Here is a 15,623-nt window from a genome sequence, read left to right on the forward strand (position 1 = left end):
CCAATGGCAGTTCTCGTCGATAAAAACACCAAGGTTATCTGTCAGGGCTTCACCGGCTCTCAGGGCACGTTCCATTCCGAACAGGCCATCGCTTATGGCACGCAAATGGTCGGCGGTGTGACGCCGGGCAAGGGTGGCCAGACCCATCTGAACCTGCCTGTGTTCGACAGCGTGCACGAAGCGAAAGCAAAGACCGAAGCCAACGCGTCGGTCATCTATGTGCCGCCGCCCTTCGCGGCAGACTCGATCCTTGAAGCGATTGACGCGCAGATGGAACTGATCGTCTGCATCACCGAAGGTATTCCGGTGCTGGACATGATGCGCGTCAAGCGCGCGCTGATGGATAGCAAATCCATCCTGATCGGGCCGAACTGCCCCGGTGTGATTACGCCCGACGCCTGCAAGATCGGCATCATGCCCGGTCATATCCACCGCCGTGGGTCGGTGGGCGTGGTCAGCCGGTCCGGCACCTTGACCTATGAGGCCGTGAAGCAGACCACCGATGTGGGCCTTGGCCAATCGACCTGCGTCGGTATCGGCGGCGATCCCATCAAAGGGACCGAGCATATTGACGTTTTGGAATGGTTTTTGGCCGATGATGAGACCGAATCGATTATCATGATCGGGGAAATCGGGGGCAGCGCAGAAGAAGAAGCCGCACAATTCCTGAAAGACGAAGCCAAGCGCGGGCGCAAGAAGCCGGTTGCGGGTTTCATCGCGGGTCGCACCGCACCTCCGGGCCGCCGCATGGGTCATGCTGGCGCGATTGTGGCTGGCGGCAAAGGCGGCGCAGAGGATAAGATCGAAGCCATGAAAAGCGCAGGCATTGTCGTGGCCGAAAGCCCCGCCGGTCTGGGCGAGGCCGTTCTGGCGGCGATCGGCAAGTAACCCCGCGCCCGGCCAAGGAGTAACGGGAATGACCTTCGCAGATGCAGTAACCCGCGGGTTTCGCAACGCCTTTACCTTCAAGGGCCGCGCGCGCAGGCCGGAATACTGGTGGTTTTTCCTATTCGTTTTCGCAGGCGCTTTCGTGATTGGCCTGCTGGAAATGCTTCTTCTTGGCCGGGGCAGCGGCACGCTTGTCGCGCTGTTCCAGCTTGTAATCTTCCTGCCCTTCCTTGCCGTTGGCTGGCGGCGGCTACAAGATACCGGGCGCCCCGGTTGGTGGCTGTTGGTGCCATCGGGCATCGTTGTGGTCAGCACGCTTGTCAGTGGCAGCCTGACCCGCGCCATGATGGCAGGCGGTATGGGCAACATGATGAACGGCGAACCCATGGGGCCGGGGGCCATGATGGGCGTCGGCGCATCGGCCACGACGGTGGTGGCGCTTGGCGTGGCGCAACTTCTGGCCGGTCTGGTGATTATCTGGTGGATGTCGCGGCCCAGCCAGCGCGGTGCAAACACATACGGCCCCGAACCGCGCGTCCGCTGATACGCGCCTTTTTCGACTTGAACAGGTGATATGATGAACGATCACAGCCCCAATAACGGCATGACCAGCGAGAGCTTTCTGGCCGGTCACAATGCCGAATATGTCGAAGCGTTGCAGGCCCGCCACGCGGCCGACCCATCCTCGGTCGATGATGTGTGGCAAGCCTATTTCCAGTCTTTGGCCGAGACGGCCCAAGACGCGCAAGCGGCGGCAAGCGGGCCAAGCTGGGCGCGCGGCGATTGGCCGCCGCAGCCTGTGGATGAACTGACCTCTGCCTTGACCGGCGAATGGCCTGCCGCGCCTGAAAAGAAGGACGCAGGCAAGAAGATTGTCGAGAAAGCCGCCGAGAAAGGCGTCAGCCTGTCGGATGCGCAGGTTCGTGCCGCCGTTCTGGACAGCGTGCGCGCGCTGATGATTATCCGCGCCTACCGCATTCGCGGGCATCTGGTGGCCGATCTGGACCCGCTGGGTCTGCGCAAGGAAGAACCGCATCCCGAGCTTGACCCGCGCTCCTATGGCTTTACCGAAGCCGATATGGACCGGCCCATCTTCCTCGACAATGTCTTGGGAATGGAAGTGGCCAGCCTCAACCAGATCCTCGACATTCTGAAACGCACCTATTGTGGCACTTTCGCGCTGCAATTCATGCATATTTCCGACCCTGAACAGGTCGGCTGGCTGAAAGAGCGCATCGAAGGTCTGGGAAAAGAGATTGCCTTTACCAAGCAGGGGCGCCGGGCGATCCTGAACAAGCTGGTCGAGGCCGAAGGCTTCGAGAAATTCCTGCATGTCAAATACATGGGCACCAAGCGTTTCGGTCTGGACGGGGGCGAGGCGACCATCCCCGCGATGGAGCAGATCATCAAGCGCGGCGGCGCGCTGGGGGTAAAGGAGATCGCCATCGGCATGCCGCACCGGGGCCGGTTGAACATTCTGGCGAATGTGATGGGCAAGCCTTACCGCGCCATTTTCAACGAATTTCAGGGCGGCAGCTTCAAGCCTGAAGATGTCGATGGCTCTGGCGATGTGAAATACCACCTTGGCGCGTCCTCTGACCGCGAATTCGACGGCAACAGGGTGCACCTGTCGCTGACCGCCAACCCGTCGCATCTGGAAGCGGTGAACCCGGTGGTTCTGGGCAAGGTCCGCGCCAAGCAAGACCAGAACAACGATACCGAGCGCCGCTCGGTTCTGGGCATCTTGCTGCATGGCGACGCGGCCTTCGCGGGGCAGGGTGTTGTGGCCGAAGGTTTCGGGCTGTCAGGCCTGCGCGGCCACCGCACGGGTGGCACCATTCACATCGTGGTCAACAACCAGATCGGGTTTACCACTGCGCCCAGCTTCAGCCGGTCGTCGCCCTATCCGACCGATATCGCGCTGATGGTCGAAGCGCCCATCTTCCATGTGAACGCCGACGACCCCGAAGCAGTGGTCCATGCTGCCAAGGTCGCCACGGAATATCGTCAGAAATTTCTGAAGGATGTGGTGATTGACATCATCTGTTATCGCCGCTTTGGCCATAACGAAGGCGATGAGCCGATGTTCACCAACCCGTCGATGTATACCCGCATCAAGAAGCACAAATCCACGCTTCAGCTGTATACCGAACGGCTGGTGCAGGACGGCCTGATCCCCGAAGGCGAGATCGAGGATATGAAGGCCGCGTTCCAGGCGTTCCTGAATGACGAGTTCGAGACCGGCAAGACCTACAAGCCCAACAAGGCCGACTGGCTGGATGGGCGTTGGTCGCATATGAACCGCAAGGGCGAGGAATATCAGCGCGGCCAGACCGCCATCTCGCCCGAAACGATGGCCGAAATCGGCACCGCGCTGACCACGGTTCCCGACGGGTTCAACATTCACAAGACCGTCGCGCGCCAGTTGGACGCCAAGAAAGAGATGTTCGCAACCGGCAAGGGCTTTGACTGGGCCACGGCAGAGGCGCTGGCCTTCGGCAGCCTTGCGGTCGAAGGCTACCCGGTGCGGCTGGCCGGTCAGGACAGCACGCGCGGCACGTTCAGCCAACGGCATTCGGCCTTTATCGATCAGGAAACAGAGGACCGCTACTACCCCTTGAACCACATCAAGGAAGGGCAGGCGCGGTATGAAGTGATCGATTCCATGCTGTCGGAATATGCCGTGCTTGGGTTTGAATACGGCTATTCGCTGGCCGAACCGAACGCGCTGGTGCTGTGGGAAGCGCAATTCGGCGATTTTGCCAATGGTGCCCAGATCATGTTCGACCAGTTCATCAGCTCTGGCGAAAGCAAGTGGCTGCGCATGTCGGGGCTGGTCATGCTGCTGCCGCACGGGTTTGAAGGGCAGGGGCCGGAGCATTCCTCCGCGCGTCTGGAACGCTTCTTGCAGATGTGCGCTCAGGATAACTGGATTGTCGCGAATTGCTCGACACCGGCAAACTACTTCCACATTCTGCGCCGACAGTTGCACCGCAGCTTCCGCAAGCCTCTGGTGCTGATGACGCCGAAATCCCTGCTGCGCCACAAGCTGTGCGTGTCAGCGGCAAACGACTTCACCGATGGGTCCAGCTTTCACCGGGTGCTGTGGGACGATGCGGAATATGGCAACAGCGCCCTGAAGCTGAAAACGGATGACAAGATCCGCCGGGTCGTCATCTCCTCTGGCAAGGTCTATTTCGACCTGCTGGAAGAGCGTGATGCGCGCGGGCAGGACGATGTCTACCTGCTGCGGGTGGAACAGTTCTACCCGTTCCCGGCCATGTCGCTGCTGAAAGAGCTGGAACGCTTTCCAAATGCAGAGGTCGTCTGGTGCCAGGAAGAACCCAAGAACCAGGGCGCGTGGTCCTTTATCGAACCGAACCTTGAATGGGTTCTGGGCCGCCTGAATGGCAAGACCACACGCCCGATCTATGCGGGCCGCGCGGCGTCTGCCTCCCCGGCGACGGGTCTGGCCAGCCAACATAAAGCACAACAGCAAGCGCTCGTGAATGACGCGCTGACAATCGAGGGATAACAAACCTATGTCCACCGAAGTTCGAGTGCCCACTTTGGGCGAAAGCGTAACCGAGGCGACCGTCGCCACATGGTTCAAGAAACCCGGCGACGCGGTTGCCGCCGATGAGATGCTGTGCGAGCTGGAAACCGATAAGGTGACCGTCGAGGTGCCCAGCCCCGTCGCCGGCACCATGGGAGAGATTGTCGCCGCCGAGGGCGAAACCGTGGGTGTTGACGCGCTGCTGGCCATGATCGGCGAAGGCGAAGGCGCAGCCCCGGCCCCCAAGGCAGACGCGCAAGCCGACACACCCAAGGCGGATGCGCCGAAGGCCGACACCGTAGATGTCATGGTCCCCGCGCTTGGGGAAAGCGTGTCCGAAGCCACGGTCGCAAGCTGGTTCAAGAAACCGGGCGATACGGTCGCGGTCGACGAAATGCTGTGCGAGCTGGAAACCGACAAGGTTTCGGTCGAAGTGCCCAGCCCTGCCTCCGGCATCTTGGGAGAGATCCTTGCCGCCGAAGGCGCGACCGTGCAGGCGGGTGGCAAGCTTGCCGTTATCTCTGGCGAAGCCGGTGCCGCGGCACCTGCGGCAGAGACCGCCTCCGCGCCCGCTGCTGCAACTGGCCGCGACGTGGAAGATGCACCCTCTGCCAAGAAGCTGATGGCCGAGAAGGGGCTGTCGCGCGATCAGGTTGCGGGTTCTGGCCGTGATGGCCGCATCATGAAGGAAGACGTGCAGAAGGCAGGGGCGGCCCCGGCGCCGCAGGCGGCACCCGCGCCCAGCCAACCTGCCCAAACGCCGCGCGCCCCGGTGCCCGCCGATGATGCCGCCCGCGAAGAGCGTGTGCGCATGACCAAGCTGCGCCAGACCATCGCGCGCCGCCTGAAAGAAGCGCAGAACACCGCCGCCATGCTGACCACCTATAACGAGGCGGATATGGGCGGCATCATGGAGTTGCGCAACGAATACAAGGATGCCTTCGAGAAGAAGCATGGCGTGAAAATGGGCTTCATGTCTTTCTTCGTGAAAGCCTGCTGCCATGCGCTGTTCGAAGTGCCAGAGGTGAATGCCGAGATTGACGGCACTGACGTGGTCTACAAGAACTACGTCCATATGGGCGTGGCGGTCGGCACGCCTTCGGGGCTTGTGGTGCCGGTGCTGCGCGACGCCCATAAGATGAGCTTTGCCGAGATCGAAAAGACCATTGCGGAAATGGGCCGTCGCGCGCGCGACGGGAAGCTGTCCATGGCAGATATGCAGGGTGGAAGTTTCACCATCTCGAACGGTGGGGTTTATGGCTCGCTCATGTCCTCGCCCATCCTGAACCCGCCGCAGTCGGGTATTCTGGGCATGCACAAGATTCAGGAACGCCCGATGGTGGTGAAAGGCCAGATCGTGGCGCGCCCGATGATGTATCTGGCGCTGAGCTACGATCACCGCATTGTCGATGGGAAGGGCGCGGTCACGTTCCTTGTGCGGGTGAAAGAAGCACTGGAAGACCCGCGCCGCCTGTTGATGGACCTTTAAACAAAGCTGGCGCGCGTCGGCTTTCGGCGCGCGCTCGGGTCAGCAAAGGCTGCTCATGACCACCGCCTCTAGGACCATGCAAAACGTGTTCGCGGCCCCGCTGCGCGATCATGCAGCGCAGCGGGCGGCGACAGAGGCAGCGTTTCAGGCGCAGCCAGAGACGTTCGCAAATCGCAACCGCCTGCATCAGTTCTACCTGTCCATGTTCGTGCCGCGCAGCCTGTCATGGGCGTTCAAACCCAACAGCAAGGCCGGGTCCAGTTCGGCGCTTGCCTTCCTGTTCGCGCTGGAATTTGGCCAAGCCCTGACAGCGGCGGTCGCTAACCCATTCGAGGGCGACACGATCACCCACCGCCTGACCGATGCAAGGCTGTTCGCGCGCCTGCCCGAACACCCGGATGTGACAGATGTGCAGGCCAGTCTTGGCCAATGCCTGCGTCTGACCACGGTGCGCCACCCGGCCACGCGCGCCCTGTCTGGCTACCGCTACATCTGCCGCGCAGAGCAGGCGGGGGCCGAAGCGTTCGTGCACCACCGCCTGCGCATGACGGCGCTTGCGGGCTTTGACTGGTCGCGCGAGACCGGCACGCCGGTCGGGTTCTTGCGCTTTCTGGACTGGGTCGCCGCGGAAGAGGCGCTTGGCGGTTGGATGGCCGATGCCCATTTCCGCCCGCAATGCACCAATATCCGCCCCGAGATCTTGCGCCCTGACATCATTGGCCGGCTCGAGGATATGGGCGCATTCTACCGCGCGGTCTGCGACCGGCTGGGGCGCACACTGCCAGAGGGTGCGCTGCCGCCGCGCAACCGCCAGCCCAAGATCGACCCGGCACCTTTTTTGACCGTGCAGGCGCGCGCCCGGATTGCCGAGATATTCAGCGCCGATTTCGCCGCCTTCGGCTATGACCCCGACCAGATAGAGGACATTGCATGAGCGTTGAATTGACCTGCCTCGCGCTTGCCGGTTTGCTCTGGGCCGCGCAGCTTGCGCATCTTGCGCTGCGCGCCAATCTTGAAATCGGTTCGCGCTACTTCTTGTCGCCGCGCGACACCGATCCGCCGCAGCCGCTGTCGCCGGGCACCGCGCGGCTTAAGCGGGCCTACCAAAACCACCATGAAGCGCTTTTGCTTTTCGCCGTTGCCATTGCCGTGCTCACGCTGGCCGACAAGGAAAGCGCCGTCACCGCGTCGCTGGCGGTCGCCTATCTGCTGGCGCGCACGCTCTTTGTTCCGGCCTATCTGCTGGGCTGGTCCCCATTGCGCTCGGTCTTCTTCGGAATCGGATATCTTTGCTCTATCCTGCTCCTTGTTCTTGCGCTTCTTTAATGTTTCATCCTTGCTCAAATATCCTCGGGGGGTGAGGGCCGTCAGGCCCGAGGGGGGCGAAGCGCCCCCTTGCCCCGGCAACAGAAAGGAAACGACCCATGTCCTACGATCTGATCGTCATCGGCTCTGGCCCCGGCGGCTATGTCTGCGCCATTCGCGCAGCCCAGCTTGGCCTGAAAGTGGCCTGCGTCGAGGGGCGCGAGACATTGGGCGGCACCTGCCTGAATGTCGGGTGTATCCCCTCGAAGGCACTTTTGCACGCCACCCACCAACTGCATGAGGCCGCGCATAATTTCGATGCGATGGGCCTGACCGGGGCCAAGCCCAAGGTCGACTGGAAAAAGATGCAAAGCTACAAATCCGATGTGATCGGTCAGAACACCAAGGGCATCGAATTCCTGTTCAAGAAGAACAAGGTCGATTGGCTGAAAGGCTGGGCCAGCATTCCCGCGCCGGGCCGCGTTCAGGTGGGCGATACCGAATATGAAACGAAGAAGATCGTGATCGCATCGGGGTCGCAAAGCAGCCCGCTGCCGGGGGTAGAAGTGGATGAGAAGATCATCGTCACCTCCACCGGCGCGCTGGAACTGGGCAAGATCCCGAAAAAGCTGGTCGTGATCGGCGCGGGCGTTATCGGGCTAGAGATGGGCTCGGTCTATGCTCGTCTGGGGGCAGATGTAACGGTGGTCGAATATCTGGACCGCATCATCCCCGGCAATGATGCCGAGGTGGCCAAGACCTTCCAGAAGCTGTTGGGCAAGCAAGGGATGAAATTCGTGCTGGGTGCTGCTGTGCAATCGGCCACGGCCACCAAGACCAAGGCAACCGTCACCTACAAGCTGCGCAAGGATGACAGCGAACACACGCTTGAAGCTGATGCGGTGCTGCTGGCCACGGGACGCCGCCCCTATACCGACGGGCTGGGGCTGGACGCCTTGGGCGTGCAGATGACCAAGCGCGGCCAGATCGCGACCGACAACCATTACAAGACCAGCGTGGACGGCATCTATGCCATTGGCGATGCGATCGAAGGTCCGATGCTGGCCCACAAGGCCGAAGACGAAGGCATGGCCGTGGCCGAAGTGCTGGCAGGGCAGGCGGGGCATGTGAATTACGGTGTCATCCCCGGTGTGATCTACACTTGGCCCGAAGTTGCCTCTGTTGGTGAAACCGAGGAAACGCTCAAGGAACAGGGCCGCGCCTACAAGGTGGGCAAGTTCAGCTTTATGGGCAATGGCCGCGCGAAGGCGAATTTCGCCGCCGACGGTTTCGTGAAAATTCTGGCCGACAAGGACACCGACCGCATCTTGGGCGCGCATATCATCGGGCCATATGCGGGCGACCTGATCCACGAGATTTGCGTGGCGATGGAATTCGGCGCGGCTGCCGAGGATCTGGCGCGCACCTGCCATGCGCACCCAACCTATTCCGAAGCCGTGCGCGAAGCCGCCCTTGCTTGCGGGGATGGCGCGATCCACGCCTGATCTGGCACCAAAGCCCAAAAGCCGCGCGGACCCATCGCGCGGCTTTTTGCGGTCTCAGCGCACCCCGATGCCCAGTTGCATCAGCGTGCGGCGCACGGGTGCCGCCGAATACATCGCGTTCAGCGCGGCGGCACGCGCATCGCGCAAGGGGCGCGCTTCGATCATGGACGCGCGGTTCAGCATGCCCACACCGGCAACGCGCAGCGCCACATCGGGGTAGCGCTGGCGGGAATAGGCGGCGAGTGGTGCCGCCTCGCCCAGATTATCCGGTGTCATCAGCCGCGTCAGCGCGGTCAGGTCTGCCAGCGACATGTTCAGCCCCTGCGCGCCGATGGGCGGGACAACATGCGCGGCTTCCGCCATAAGGGCCGTGCGCTGGCCGTGGAAGCGCTCTGCAATCTGGCTGATGATCGGCCAGATGGTGCGGCGTGAAACCAGCGTCAGCCGCCCGAACAAGCCGCAAGAGCGGCGGTTCATCTCGCGTTCGAATTCGGGGACGGGCAGGGCAGCCAGTCGCGCGGCCTCTGGCCCGGTTTCCATCCAGACAATCGCCGAGCAAGGTCCGCCATCGCGGTCCGGCAGCGGCACCAGCGTGAACGGGCCGCCAGAGCGATGAATCTCGGTCGAGACATTGTCATGCGGCACCGGGTGCGTAACGGCAAAGGCCAGCGCCTTTTGCCCAAAGCGCGTGGTGCGCACGCCAATACCCAATGCCTGCCGCATGGGGGAATTGCGCCCATCGGCGGCGACCAGCAGCCGCGCTTCCACCGATGATCCATCGCTTAACCCCACGATGGCGGCGCTTTCGCGTGTGGTCAGGCGCCGAGTGCCAATGCCGGGGCGGAAGGTGACATTGGGCAGTTCACCCAGCCGCGCCACGCATTCGCGGCGCAACAGCCAATTGGGCAGGTTCCAGCCAAAGGGTTGGTCGGAAATATCGGCTGCGTTGAAATCATGGCTGACCCGAGGTTCGGGCGTATCGCCCCCGGCATCGACAATGCGCATGACCTGCAAAGGCATGGCATGCGCCTTGTAGCGCTCCCACAGCCCGGCAAGTTCAAGAACATTGACCGAAGGGTGCAGAAAGGCCGTTGTGCGCAGGTCAGATGCCGGGTCGGCTTCGGCCATCACGGGTGGGGTCGGGTCCACACACAGAACCGAATACCCCTGCGATCCAAAGGCCGCCGCGGCGGTCAACCCGGCAATACCACCACCCGACACCACAATGTCATAAGACGCACGCATCAGCTTTCTCCCAACTTTGGGCAAAGCATAAGGCGCGCGCGCGAAAGAGCAATGCGGCAGCTTGCCCGATTACATGCCTTCGGTGACAATCCGCAGCAGGACAAGCACCATGGCCAGCGCGGCGGGAACCATGACAGCGACCAGCCCGGCCAGACCAAAGATCGCGGTGGATGCGCCCATAACGGTCACGAACACAGCGATCGCGGCCCAGATCATGGCGGTCGTGTTCATCCCTTTGGATGCGGCAGGGCTTTTGTTGGCGTCCGCGGTCATGGTCATTGCTGTATTCCTCCAAAACATTTGCAGCAGAAATACGTTTTCGCGTCATGCGGCGCAGCATGGCAGATTGTCGCGGGGCAAAAGCGTGCATGGGTTTTGGCTAGCGGGTCAGCGCGGCCAGAAACCCCGCCAAGTCAGGCGCATGGTGATGAATATGGCTGGCGTCATGCGGTTCGGGGGCGACATGCACGGTGCGCAGGCCCATCGCATGTGGCGCAGCCAGATTGCGCGGGTCGTCTTCGAACATGGCGGCGGCTGTCGGGTCCAGCCCATCCAGCGCAAAGACCGATGCAAAGGCATCGGCTTCGGGCTTGGGGCGATACCCGGCATGTTCCACGCCGTAAAGTGCCGCGAACAGCCCATCCAGCCCGCGCGCTTCCAGCACGCGCTGCGCGTAGGGGGCGGACCCGTTGGTATAGACAATCTTGCGCCCCGGAAGTGCTGCAATCCGCGCGCGCAGCTCGGCATCGGGCGACAACACGGAAAAGTCTATGTCATGCACCGCGATCATATAGGGTTCTGGGTCCATGTCATGCTCGCGCATCAGCCCGGCCAGCGTGGTGCCATAGGTTTGCCAGTAATCGTGGCGCAGGCGATTGGCTTCTGCCTGTGCCAGCCCCAGCGCATCCATGATATAGGCCGTCATGCGCCGGTCAATCTGGTCGAACACGCCCATATGCGGCGGGTAAAGGGTGTTGTCCAGATCGAACACCCAGGTGCGGACATGGCTGAAAAACGCGGCAGGCATGGCGTGGACAATAGCCAAACCTGCCGCCATGGCAAGGATTGCGGCTTGTCTTTCGCGGCAAAGCACTGTTTTCTTCAGCCCCATGATTAATGAGCCTGTGATGACCGAACCCAAACACTTGAAAGACGCCTATTCGCTGATACTGGAAGCGATCGATGTCGGCGTTTACAAACCGGGCGACCGCTTGGTGGAATCGGAACTGGCGGACCGGTTTGGGGTGTCGCGAACACCCATCCGCGAAGCCTTGCAGCGGCTGGAAACGCAATCCTTGCTGACGCGCGACGGGCGCTCGCTTATCGTGGCGTCGCTGGACCATAACCAACTGGCCGAACTCTATGTCGTTCGCTCCGAACTTGAAGGGCTTGCGGCGCGGCTTGCGGCGCGCCATGCCACCGACGAAGAAGTGCGCCTGTTGCGCAGCATGATCGAAGAAGATGCCCGGCTGTTGAACGATCCGCAGGCGCTTAGCCGCGCAAATCGGCGTTTCCACAAGCAAATCCATCTTGCCTCGCATAACCGCTACCTTGTGCAGCAATTGGACCTTGTGCATCGGTCCATGGCGCTGCTGGCCAGCACGTCGATTTCCGTGGCCGGGCGGGGCGAACGCACCTTGGAAGAGCATTCCGCCATTGTCGAAGCGATCGCGTCCGGCGACGGCGACACGGCCTATATCGCGCTCAAGGAACATATCTCGCGCGCGTTCGAGACCCGGTTGCGGCAGGATTCCATCGCGGCGGAACGCTTCTCGCTGTAAGGCTCACAGCGCAGTTTGCGCCACCGCCTCGGACCGGCTGCGGGCTTCGTGCAGCAGCGCGGTCATGACCAGAACATGTTCAGCAGGGTGCCAGCTTGCGTCATGCGCGCGGCGGGCGCGGTCCATCTCTGCCTCGCGGCGGGTTAGGGCGGCTTGTGCTTGGGCCGGCTCGGGCAGGCTGTGGCCCACGGGCAAGCCCAGCAGCCGCCCAAGGCTGCGGCTGCGGTCATATTGCGCCAGCCCATGGCGCGCGGCAACAACCAAAAGGCGAGGCCGGATCGTGGTTTGCAAACCATGTGCGGATTGGTCCATCTGCATCTCCTGAAATGAATCTAGGGCGATAATCGCACAGGTTTCCGGGTGTTGCGTTTGAACCGGGGGACAGCGCGCGCTGCCTTCAAGCGTGTTTAGGGAATTTCGGGGCATCCTTGGCGCAATCAGAGCACGGTTAACGGACCGGTAATGAATGCAACTATAGGCTGTTTCACGAAGAGGAGCACGGCGCGGCATGTCAGCACAAAACCGCGTGAACCCCGGTTGTGCCTTGACGGTCGGTGCCTTGCCCGACTGGGTGCCAAGGGGCGCACGGCTCTACCTGTCGCATACGGCAGCGGGCCTGTCATTGCGCGCATTGGCGCGCAATACGGGGTGCCATGCTTCAACCGTGTTGCGCCAAGTGCGCCAGTTCGAAAACCGGCGCGATGATCCCTTGGTGGATAATGCCCTGACCCGGCTGGACCGGGTTCTGCGCACCCCGCCGCCCCCCCAAACCAAGACGGAGCGTTTCGAGATGGCCCAATCGACGTGCCTTGCGCAAGACAGCGCCGCCCCTGCCTGGTCTACGGACGACCTGCTTTCCGTGTTGCGCGATCTGGATCGGCCCTGCGCCCAGCTTGTCGTGGCCCCGGATATGCCAAAGGCCATGATCCTGCGCGACTTGGGGCAGGGGCATAGCGAACGGTTGCGCGTATTCGACCGAAGCTTGGCTGAAATGCTGGCCCTGAAAGCTTGGATCACCTGTTGCCGCGCAGGTCGGGTGCGCAGCTATGTGCTTAGCGCCGACGGCTTGGCAGCTTTGCGCGGGACAGCGGATGAACCCGCTGTCGCCCGCCGGGCGCGCTATGGTGCGGCGGAAACCCCGGTCGCGGTTCTGGCGCGCCGACGTGACAAAGCGGGCCAGCTATTCTTGATGCCCGAACTGGTGCAGGCTGCCGACCGTTTGCACGAAGATTTCGTGATGGCGCAGCTTGATACATTGGCCCCGATGCCAGCGGAACGCCTGACCCGCGCGCTTCAGAACCGCACGGTGCCCGGCCCCAATATTGCACCACCGGGCACATGCGCTGCCCGCAAACGGGTGCTGGGGGCCCTGCAAGACTTGGGCCCGGGCCTGTCGGACATGGTGTTGCGCGTCTGTTGCCATCTGGAAGGGGTGGAAAGTGCTGAACAGGCGATGGGCTGGTGCGCGCGCTCGGGCAAGATCGTGCTTCGCATTGGCCTGCAACGGCTGAAACTGCATTATGACCGGCTGGGCGAAGACGGGCTGATGATCGGTTAACCCTGAGCCTTGTCGTAACTGTCCTGCGCGGCCATCCACAAGGCTTCGGCGCGGTCCATGGCGTCCATCACCTCGGCATATTTTGCCTGCCAGACGCGCAGATCGCCCGCGCGGTCATTTTCATAGATCGCCGGGTCAGCCAGCTTTTTCGCCAGCTTGTCGCGCATCTCTTCCAGCTTGGCAATGCGCGCTTCGGCGCGGCTGACCTCTTGGCGCAGGGTTGCGATTTCGTCGCGGCTGGCGCGTTTGGGCTTGGGTTTGGGCGGCGGGGCGGGTTTGTCGTCCCCCGCCAGAAGCGACGCACGATAGCCGTCCAGATCGCCCTCGTAGGGGCGCACATTGCCATCCTTGACCAGCCACAGGCGGTCGGCAACCAGCGATAGCAAATGCATGTCATGGCTGACAAGGATCACCGCGCCGGTATAGGCGGTCAGCGCCTCGACCAGCGCTTCGCGGGATTCGATGTCAAGGTGGTTGGTCGGCTCGTCCAAGATCAGCATATGCGGCGCGTCCAGCGTGGCCAGCAGCAGCGACAGCCGCGCCTTTTGCCCGCCCGACAGCTTGCGCACGATGGTTTCGGCCTGTTCGGCCATCAGCCCGAACCCCGCCAGTCGCGCGCGCAGTTTCGGCGGGGCCTCTGCGGGGCGTTCGCGCTGCAAATGCTGCAACGGGGTCTCATCCAGTTCCAGCTCATCGACCTGATGCTGGGCGAAATAGCCCACGCGCAGCTTGGTCGCGCGCGTCAGGTTTCCGCTGCCCTCAAGCTTCCCGGCCAGCAGTTTCGACAGGGTCGATTTGCCTTCGCCATTGCGCCCCAGCAGCGCGATGCGGTCGTCCTGATCTATGCGCAGGTCCAACCCCCGCAGCACGGGCGGGCCGTCATAGCCCACGCTCGCCCCTTCCAGCCGCAGAATGGGGGGTGACAGTTCTTCCGGCTCGGGAAAGCTGAACACATGGCGCGCGGCCTCTGCCGGCGGGGTGATGGGCGACAGCTTTTCCAGCATCTTCAATCGCGATTGCGCTTGCTTGGCCTTGGTGGCCTGCGCGCGGAAACGGTCGACGAATTTCTGCATATGCGCGCGTTTGGCGGCAACCTTGTCGGCCTCTGCCGCCAGCGCCGCGCGGCGTTCGGCGCGCAGCTTGGCGAACCCGTCATAGCCGCCGGTGTAAAGCGTCAGCTTGCGATCCTCCAGATGCAGGATATGGCCCACCGCGCGGTTCAAAAGCCCGCGGTCATGGCTGATAATCAGCACCGTGTGCGGGTAGCGCATCAGATAGCCTTCCAGCCACAAAGCACCTTCAAGGTCCAGGTAGTTGGTCGGCTCGTCCAGCAGCAGCAGGTCTGGCTGCGCGAACAGCACGCCCGCAAGTGCCACGCGCATCCGCCAGCCGCCAGAGAAATCGGAACAGGGGCGTTGTTGCGCCTCTGCGTCAAAGCCCAGCCCCTTCAGGATGGCACTTGCGCGCCCTTCGGCCGACCACGCGTCAATATCGGCCAGCCGGGTCTGCACGGCGGCGATGCGTTCGGGGTCGGTCGCGGTTTCGGCTTCGGCCAACAGGCTTGCGCGTTCGGTATCCGCTTCCAGCACGGTGTTCAGAAGCGAGGTGGACGACGACGGCACTTCCTGCGCCACGCCCCCGATCTTGGCGCGGGCGGGCAATTCGATCTTGCCGCCTTCCAGCGGGTATTCGCCGCGCAAAATGCGGAACAGCGTGGTTTTCCCCGCCCCGTTGCGTCCGACAATGCCCACTTTGTGGCCAGTGGGAATAGTGGCAGAGGCCCCTTCGAACAAAGGGTTGCCCTGCATGGCGAAGCTGATGTTGTCGATCCTGAGCATGGCGTTGCCTTGCCTGACAACCCAAGAAGGGTCAAGAAACGAATCAACTTGACCGACTGCGAAAGCTGGCCAACACTGACGCGGTTCAAACCATCATGCGGAGATTGCCCAATGCGCGCGTATGTTCTGGCACTGTTTTTCCTGACAATACCCTTCATTGCGAAAGCACAACAATTCGATGGCTATCAGGCGTTCGAAATACTGACCCAGGCAGAGCGACGCTTTTCCGGCGGTTCCGTCAGTTATTTCAAGCCTGACGGCACCTTCGTTTTCACCCATTCAAACGGCTATCGCGAAGAAGGCACTTATACGATCACACAAAGCGGCGTGGTGCGTGTGAACGATACGGCCAATCGCAAGAAATATCAGTTCGTGATCGGTCGCAAGGGAGAAGATCTTTACTTCACCTACCGTAGCGGGCCGGGACGCGGAAAGACCTACACATTCCAGTAAAGCGA

General features: G+C 62.2%; 15 protein-coding genes. 10 read left to right on the plus strand and 5 right to left on the minus strand.

The window, feature by feature from the left end; all coding sequences use genetic code 11:
- Positions 1 to 3: 3 nt before the first annotated feature.
- The 7 genes from sucD to lpdA all read left to right on the plus strand — a co-directional run bounded on the left by sucD (position 4) and on the right by lpdA (position 8,743).
- On the plus strand, positions 4 to 888 hold the full coding sequence (gene sucD, locus AWT76_RS06710) for a succinate--CoA ligase subunit alpha (protein ID WP_072245660.1): 885 nt from the start codon (positions 4 to 6) through the stop codon (positions 886 to 888).
- A 28-nt stretch (positions 889 to 916) separates the two neighbouring features.
- The gene (locus AWT76_RS06715; RefSeq protein ID WP_072245661.1) at positions 917 to 1,432 is read left to right on the plus strand and encodes a DUF805 domain-containing protein; all 516 of its coding nucleotides are present in this window, start codon (positions 917 to 919) and stop codon (positions 1,430 to 1,432) included.
- 33 nt (positions 1,433 to 1,465) lie between these two features.
- Complete coding sequence (locus AWT76_RS06720) at positions 1,466 to 4,423, plus strand: 2-oxoglutarate dehydrogenase E1 component (RefSeq protein WP_072247551.1); 2,958 nt, start codon at positions 1,466 to 1,468, stop codon at positions 4,421 to 4,423.
- A gap of 7 nt (positions 4,424 to 4,430) precedes the next feature.
- The gene (odhB, locus tag AWT76_RS06725; protein WP_072245662.1) at positions 4,431 to 5,933 is read left to right on the plus strand and encodes a 2-oxoglutarate dehydrogenase complex dihydrolipoyllysine-residue succinyltransferase; all 1,503 of its coding nucleotides are present in this window, start codon (positions 4,431 to 4,433) and stop codon (positions 5,931 to 5,933) included.
- A 55-nt stretch (positions 5,934 to 5,988) separates the two neighbouring features.
- Positions 5,989 to 6,867: a sulfotransferase family 2 domain-containing protein gene (locus tag AWT76_RS06730; protein ID WP_082700134.1), complete on the plus strand. Its 879-nt coding sequence runs from the start codon at positions 5,989 to 5,991 to the stop codon at positions 6,865 to 6,867.
- On the plus strand, positions 6,864 to 7,259 hold the full coding sequence (locus AWT76_RS06735; protein WP_072245664.1) for an MAPEG family protein: 396 nt from the start codon (positions 6,864 to 6,866) through the stop codon (positions 7,257 to 7,259). The genes AWT76_RS06730 and AWT76_RS06735 overlap by 4 nt, the downstream gene beginning before the upstream one ends.
- Before the next feature lie 98 nt (positions 7,260 to 7,357).
- Positions 7,358 to 8,743 carry a dihydrolipoyl dehydrogenase gene (lpdA, locus tag AWT76_RS06740; protein ID WP_072245665.1) on the plus strand — a complete coding sequence of 462 codons (1,386 nt, stop codon included), beginning with the start codon at positions 7,358 to 7,360 and terminating at the stop codon, positions 8,741 to 8,743.
- Positions 8,744 to 8,797: 54 nt separating this feature from the next.
- Here lpdA and AWT76_RS06745 read toward each other — a convergent pair whose 3' ends face one another.
- The 3 genes from AWT76_RS06745 to AWT76_RS06755 all read right to left on the minus strand — a co-directional run bounded on the left by AWT76_RS06745 (position 8,798) and on the right by AWT76_RS06755 (position 11,015).
- Complete coding sequence (locus tag AWT76_RS06745; protein ID WP_072245666.1) at positions 8,798 to 9,988, minus strand: UbiH/UbiF family hydroxylase; 1,191 nt, start codon at positions 9,986 to 9,988, stop codon at positions 8,798 to 8,800.
- Between the two features lie 69 nt (positions 9,989 to 10,057).
- Entirely contained in the window at positions 10,058 to 10,267 is a 210-nt protein-coding gene (locus AWT76_RS06750) for a hypothetical protein (protein WP_072245667.1), read from the minus strand.
- A 100-nt stretch (positions 10,268 to 10,367) separates the two neighbouring features.
- A complete protein-coding gene (locus AWT76_RS06755; RefSeq protein WP_072247552.1) occupies positions 10,368 to 11,015 on the minus strand; it encodes a pyrimidine 5'-nucleotidase in 648 nt (215 codons plus the stop codon).
- A gap of 100 nt (positions 11,016 to 11,115) precedes the next feature.
- On the opposite strand from AWT76_RS06755, the gene AWT76_RS06760 reads away from it, so the two are divergent.
- On the plus strand, positions 11,116 to 11,769 hold the full coding sequence (locus AWT76_RS06760; protein WP_072247553.1) for a GntR family transcriptional regulator: 654 nt from the start codon (positions 11,116 to 11,118) through the stop codon (positions 11,767 to 11,769).
- Positions 11,770 to 11,772: 3 nt separating this feature from the next.
- Here the strand turns inward: AWT76_RS06760 and AWT76_RS06765 are convergent, their stop codons facing one another.
- The gene (locus AWT76_RS06765; RefSeq protein ID WP_072247554.1) at positions 11,773 to 12,081 is read right to left on the minus strand and encodes a DUF6477 family protein; all 309 of its coding nucleotides are present in this window, start codon (positions 12,079 to 12,081) and stop codon (positions 11,773 to 11,775) included.
- Between the two features lie 196 nt (positions 12,082 to 12,277).
- Here AWT76_RS06765 and AWT76_RS06770 point away from each other — a divergent pair, with 196 nt between their 5' ends.
- Positions 12,278 to 13,327, plus strand: a complete 1,050-nt coding sequence (locus tag AWT76_RS06770; RefSeq protein ID WP_141655900.1) for a DUF6456 domain-containing protein — start codon at positions 12,278 to 12,280, stop codon at positions 13,325 to 13,327.
- Here AWT76_RS06770 and AWT76_RS06775 read toward each other — a convergent pair.
- On the minus strand, positions 13,324 to 15,165 hold the full coding sequence (locus AWT76_RS06775; RefSeq protein WP_072245668.1) for an ABC-F family ATP-binding cassette domain-containing protein: 1,842 nt from the start codon (positions 15,163 to 15,165) through the stop codon (positions 13,324 to 13,326). The genes AWT76_RS06770 and AWT76_RS06775 overlap by 4 nt on opposite strands.
- 111 nt (positions 15,166 to 15,276) lie before the next feature.
- Between AWT76_RS06775 and AWT76_RS06780 the strand changes: the two genes are divergently transcribed.
- Positions 15,277 to 15,618: a hypothetical protein gene (locus AWT76_RS06780; protein WP_072245669.1), complete on the plus strand. Its 342-nt coding sequence runs from the start codon at positions 15,277 to 15,279 to the stop codon at positions 15,616 to 15,618.
- Positions 15,619 to 15,623: the final 5 nt, after the last annotated feature.

The organism is Roseibaca calidilacus (assembly GCF_001517585.1).
In the GTDB taxonomy this organism is placed as follows: domain Bacteria; phylum Pseudomonadota; class Alphaproteobacteria; order Rhodobacterales; family Rhodobacteraceae; genus Roseinatronobacter; species Roseinatronobacter calidilacus.

Excerpts from the sequence above, each read along its gene's own strand:
- sucD (WP_072245660.1), top strand. The coding sequence starts at position 4 with ATGGCAGTTCTCGTCGATAAAAACACCAAGGTTATCTGTCAGGGCTTC.
- AWT76_RS06715 (WP_072245661.1), top strand. The coding sequence starts at position 917 with ATGACCTTCGCAGATGCAGTAACCCGCGGGTTTCGCAACGCCTTTACC.
- AWT76_RS06720 (WP_072247551.1), top strand. The coding sequence starts at position 1,466 with ATGAACGATCACAGCCCCAATAACGGCATGACCAGCGAGAGCTTTCTG.
- odhB (WP_072245662.1), top strand. The coding sequence starts at position 4,431 with ATGTCCACCGAAGTTCGAGTGCCCACTTTGGGCGAAAGCGTAACCGAG.
- AWT76_RS06730 (WP_082700134.1), top strand. The coding sequence starts at position 5,989 with ATGACCACCGCCTCTAGGACCATGCAAAACGTGTTCGCGGCCCCGCTG.
- AWT76_RS06735 (WP_072245664.1), top strand. The coding sequence starts at position 6,864 with ATGAGCGTTGAATTGACCTGCCTCGCGCTTGCCGGTTTGCTCTGGGCC.
- lpdA (WP_072245665.1), top strand. The coding sequence starts at position 7,358 with ATGTCCTACGATCTGATCGTCATCGGCTCTGGCCCCGGCGGCTATGTC.
- AWT76_RS06745 (WP_072245666.1), bottom strand. The coding sequence starts at position 9,988 with ATGCGTGCGTCTTATGACATTGTGGTGTCGGGTGGTGGTATTGCCGGG.
- AWT76_RS06750 (WP_072245667.1), bottom strand. The coding sequence starts at position 10,267 with ATGACCATGACCGCGGACGCCAACAAAAGCCCTGCCGCATCCAAAGGG.
- AWT76_RS06755 (WP_072247552.1), bottom strand. The coding sequence starts at position 11,015 with ATGCCTGCCGCGTTTTTCAGCCATGTCCGCACCTGGGTGTTCGATCTG.
- AWT76_RS06760 (WP_072247553.1), top strand. The coding sequence starts at position 11,116 with ATGACCGAACCCAAACACTTGAAAGACGCCTATTCGCTGATACTGGAA.
- AWT76_RS06765 (WP_072247554.1), bottom strand. The coding sequence starts at position 12,081 with ATGGACCAATCCGCACATGGTTTGCAAACCACGATCCGGCCTCGCCTT.
- AWT76_RS06770 (WP_141655900.1), top strand. The coding sequence starts at position 12,278 with ATGTCAGCACAAAACCGCGTGAACCCCGGTTGTGCCTTGACGGTCGGT.
- AWT76_RS06775 (WP_072245668.1), bottom strand. The coding sequence starts at position 15,165 with ATGCTCAGGATCGACAACATCAGCTTCGCCATGCAGGGCAACCCTTTG.
- AWT76_RS06780 (WP_072245669.1), top strand. The coding sequence starts at position 15,277 with ATGCGCGCGTATGTTCTGGCACTGTTTTTCCTGACAATACCCTTCATT.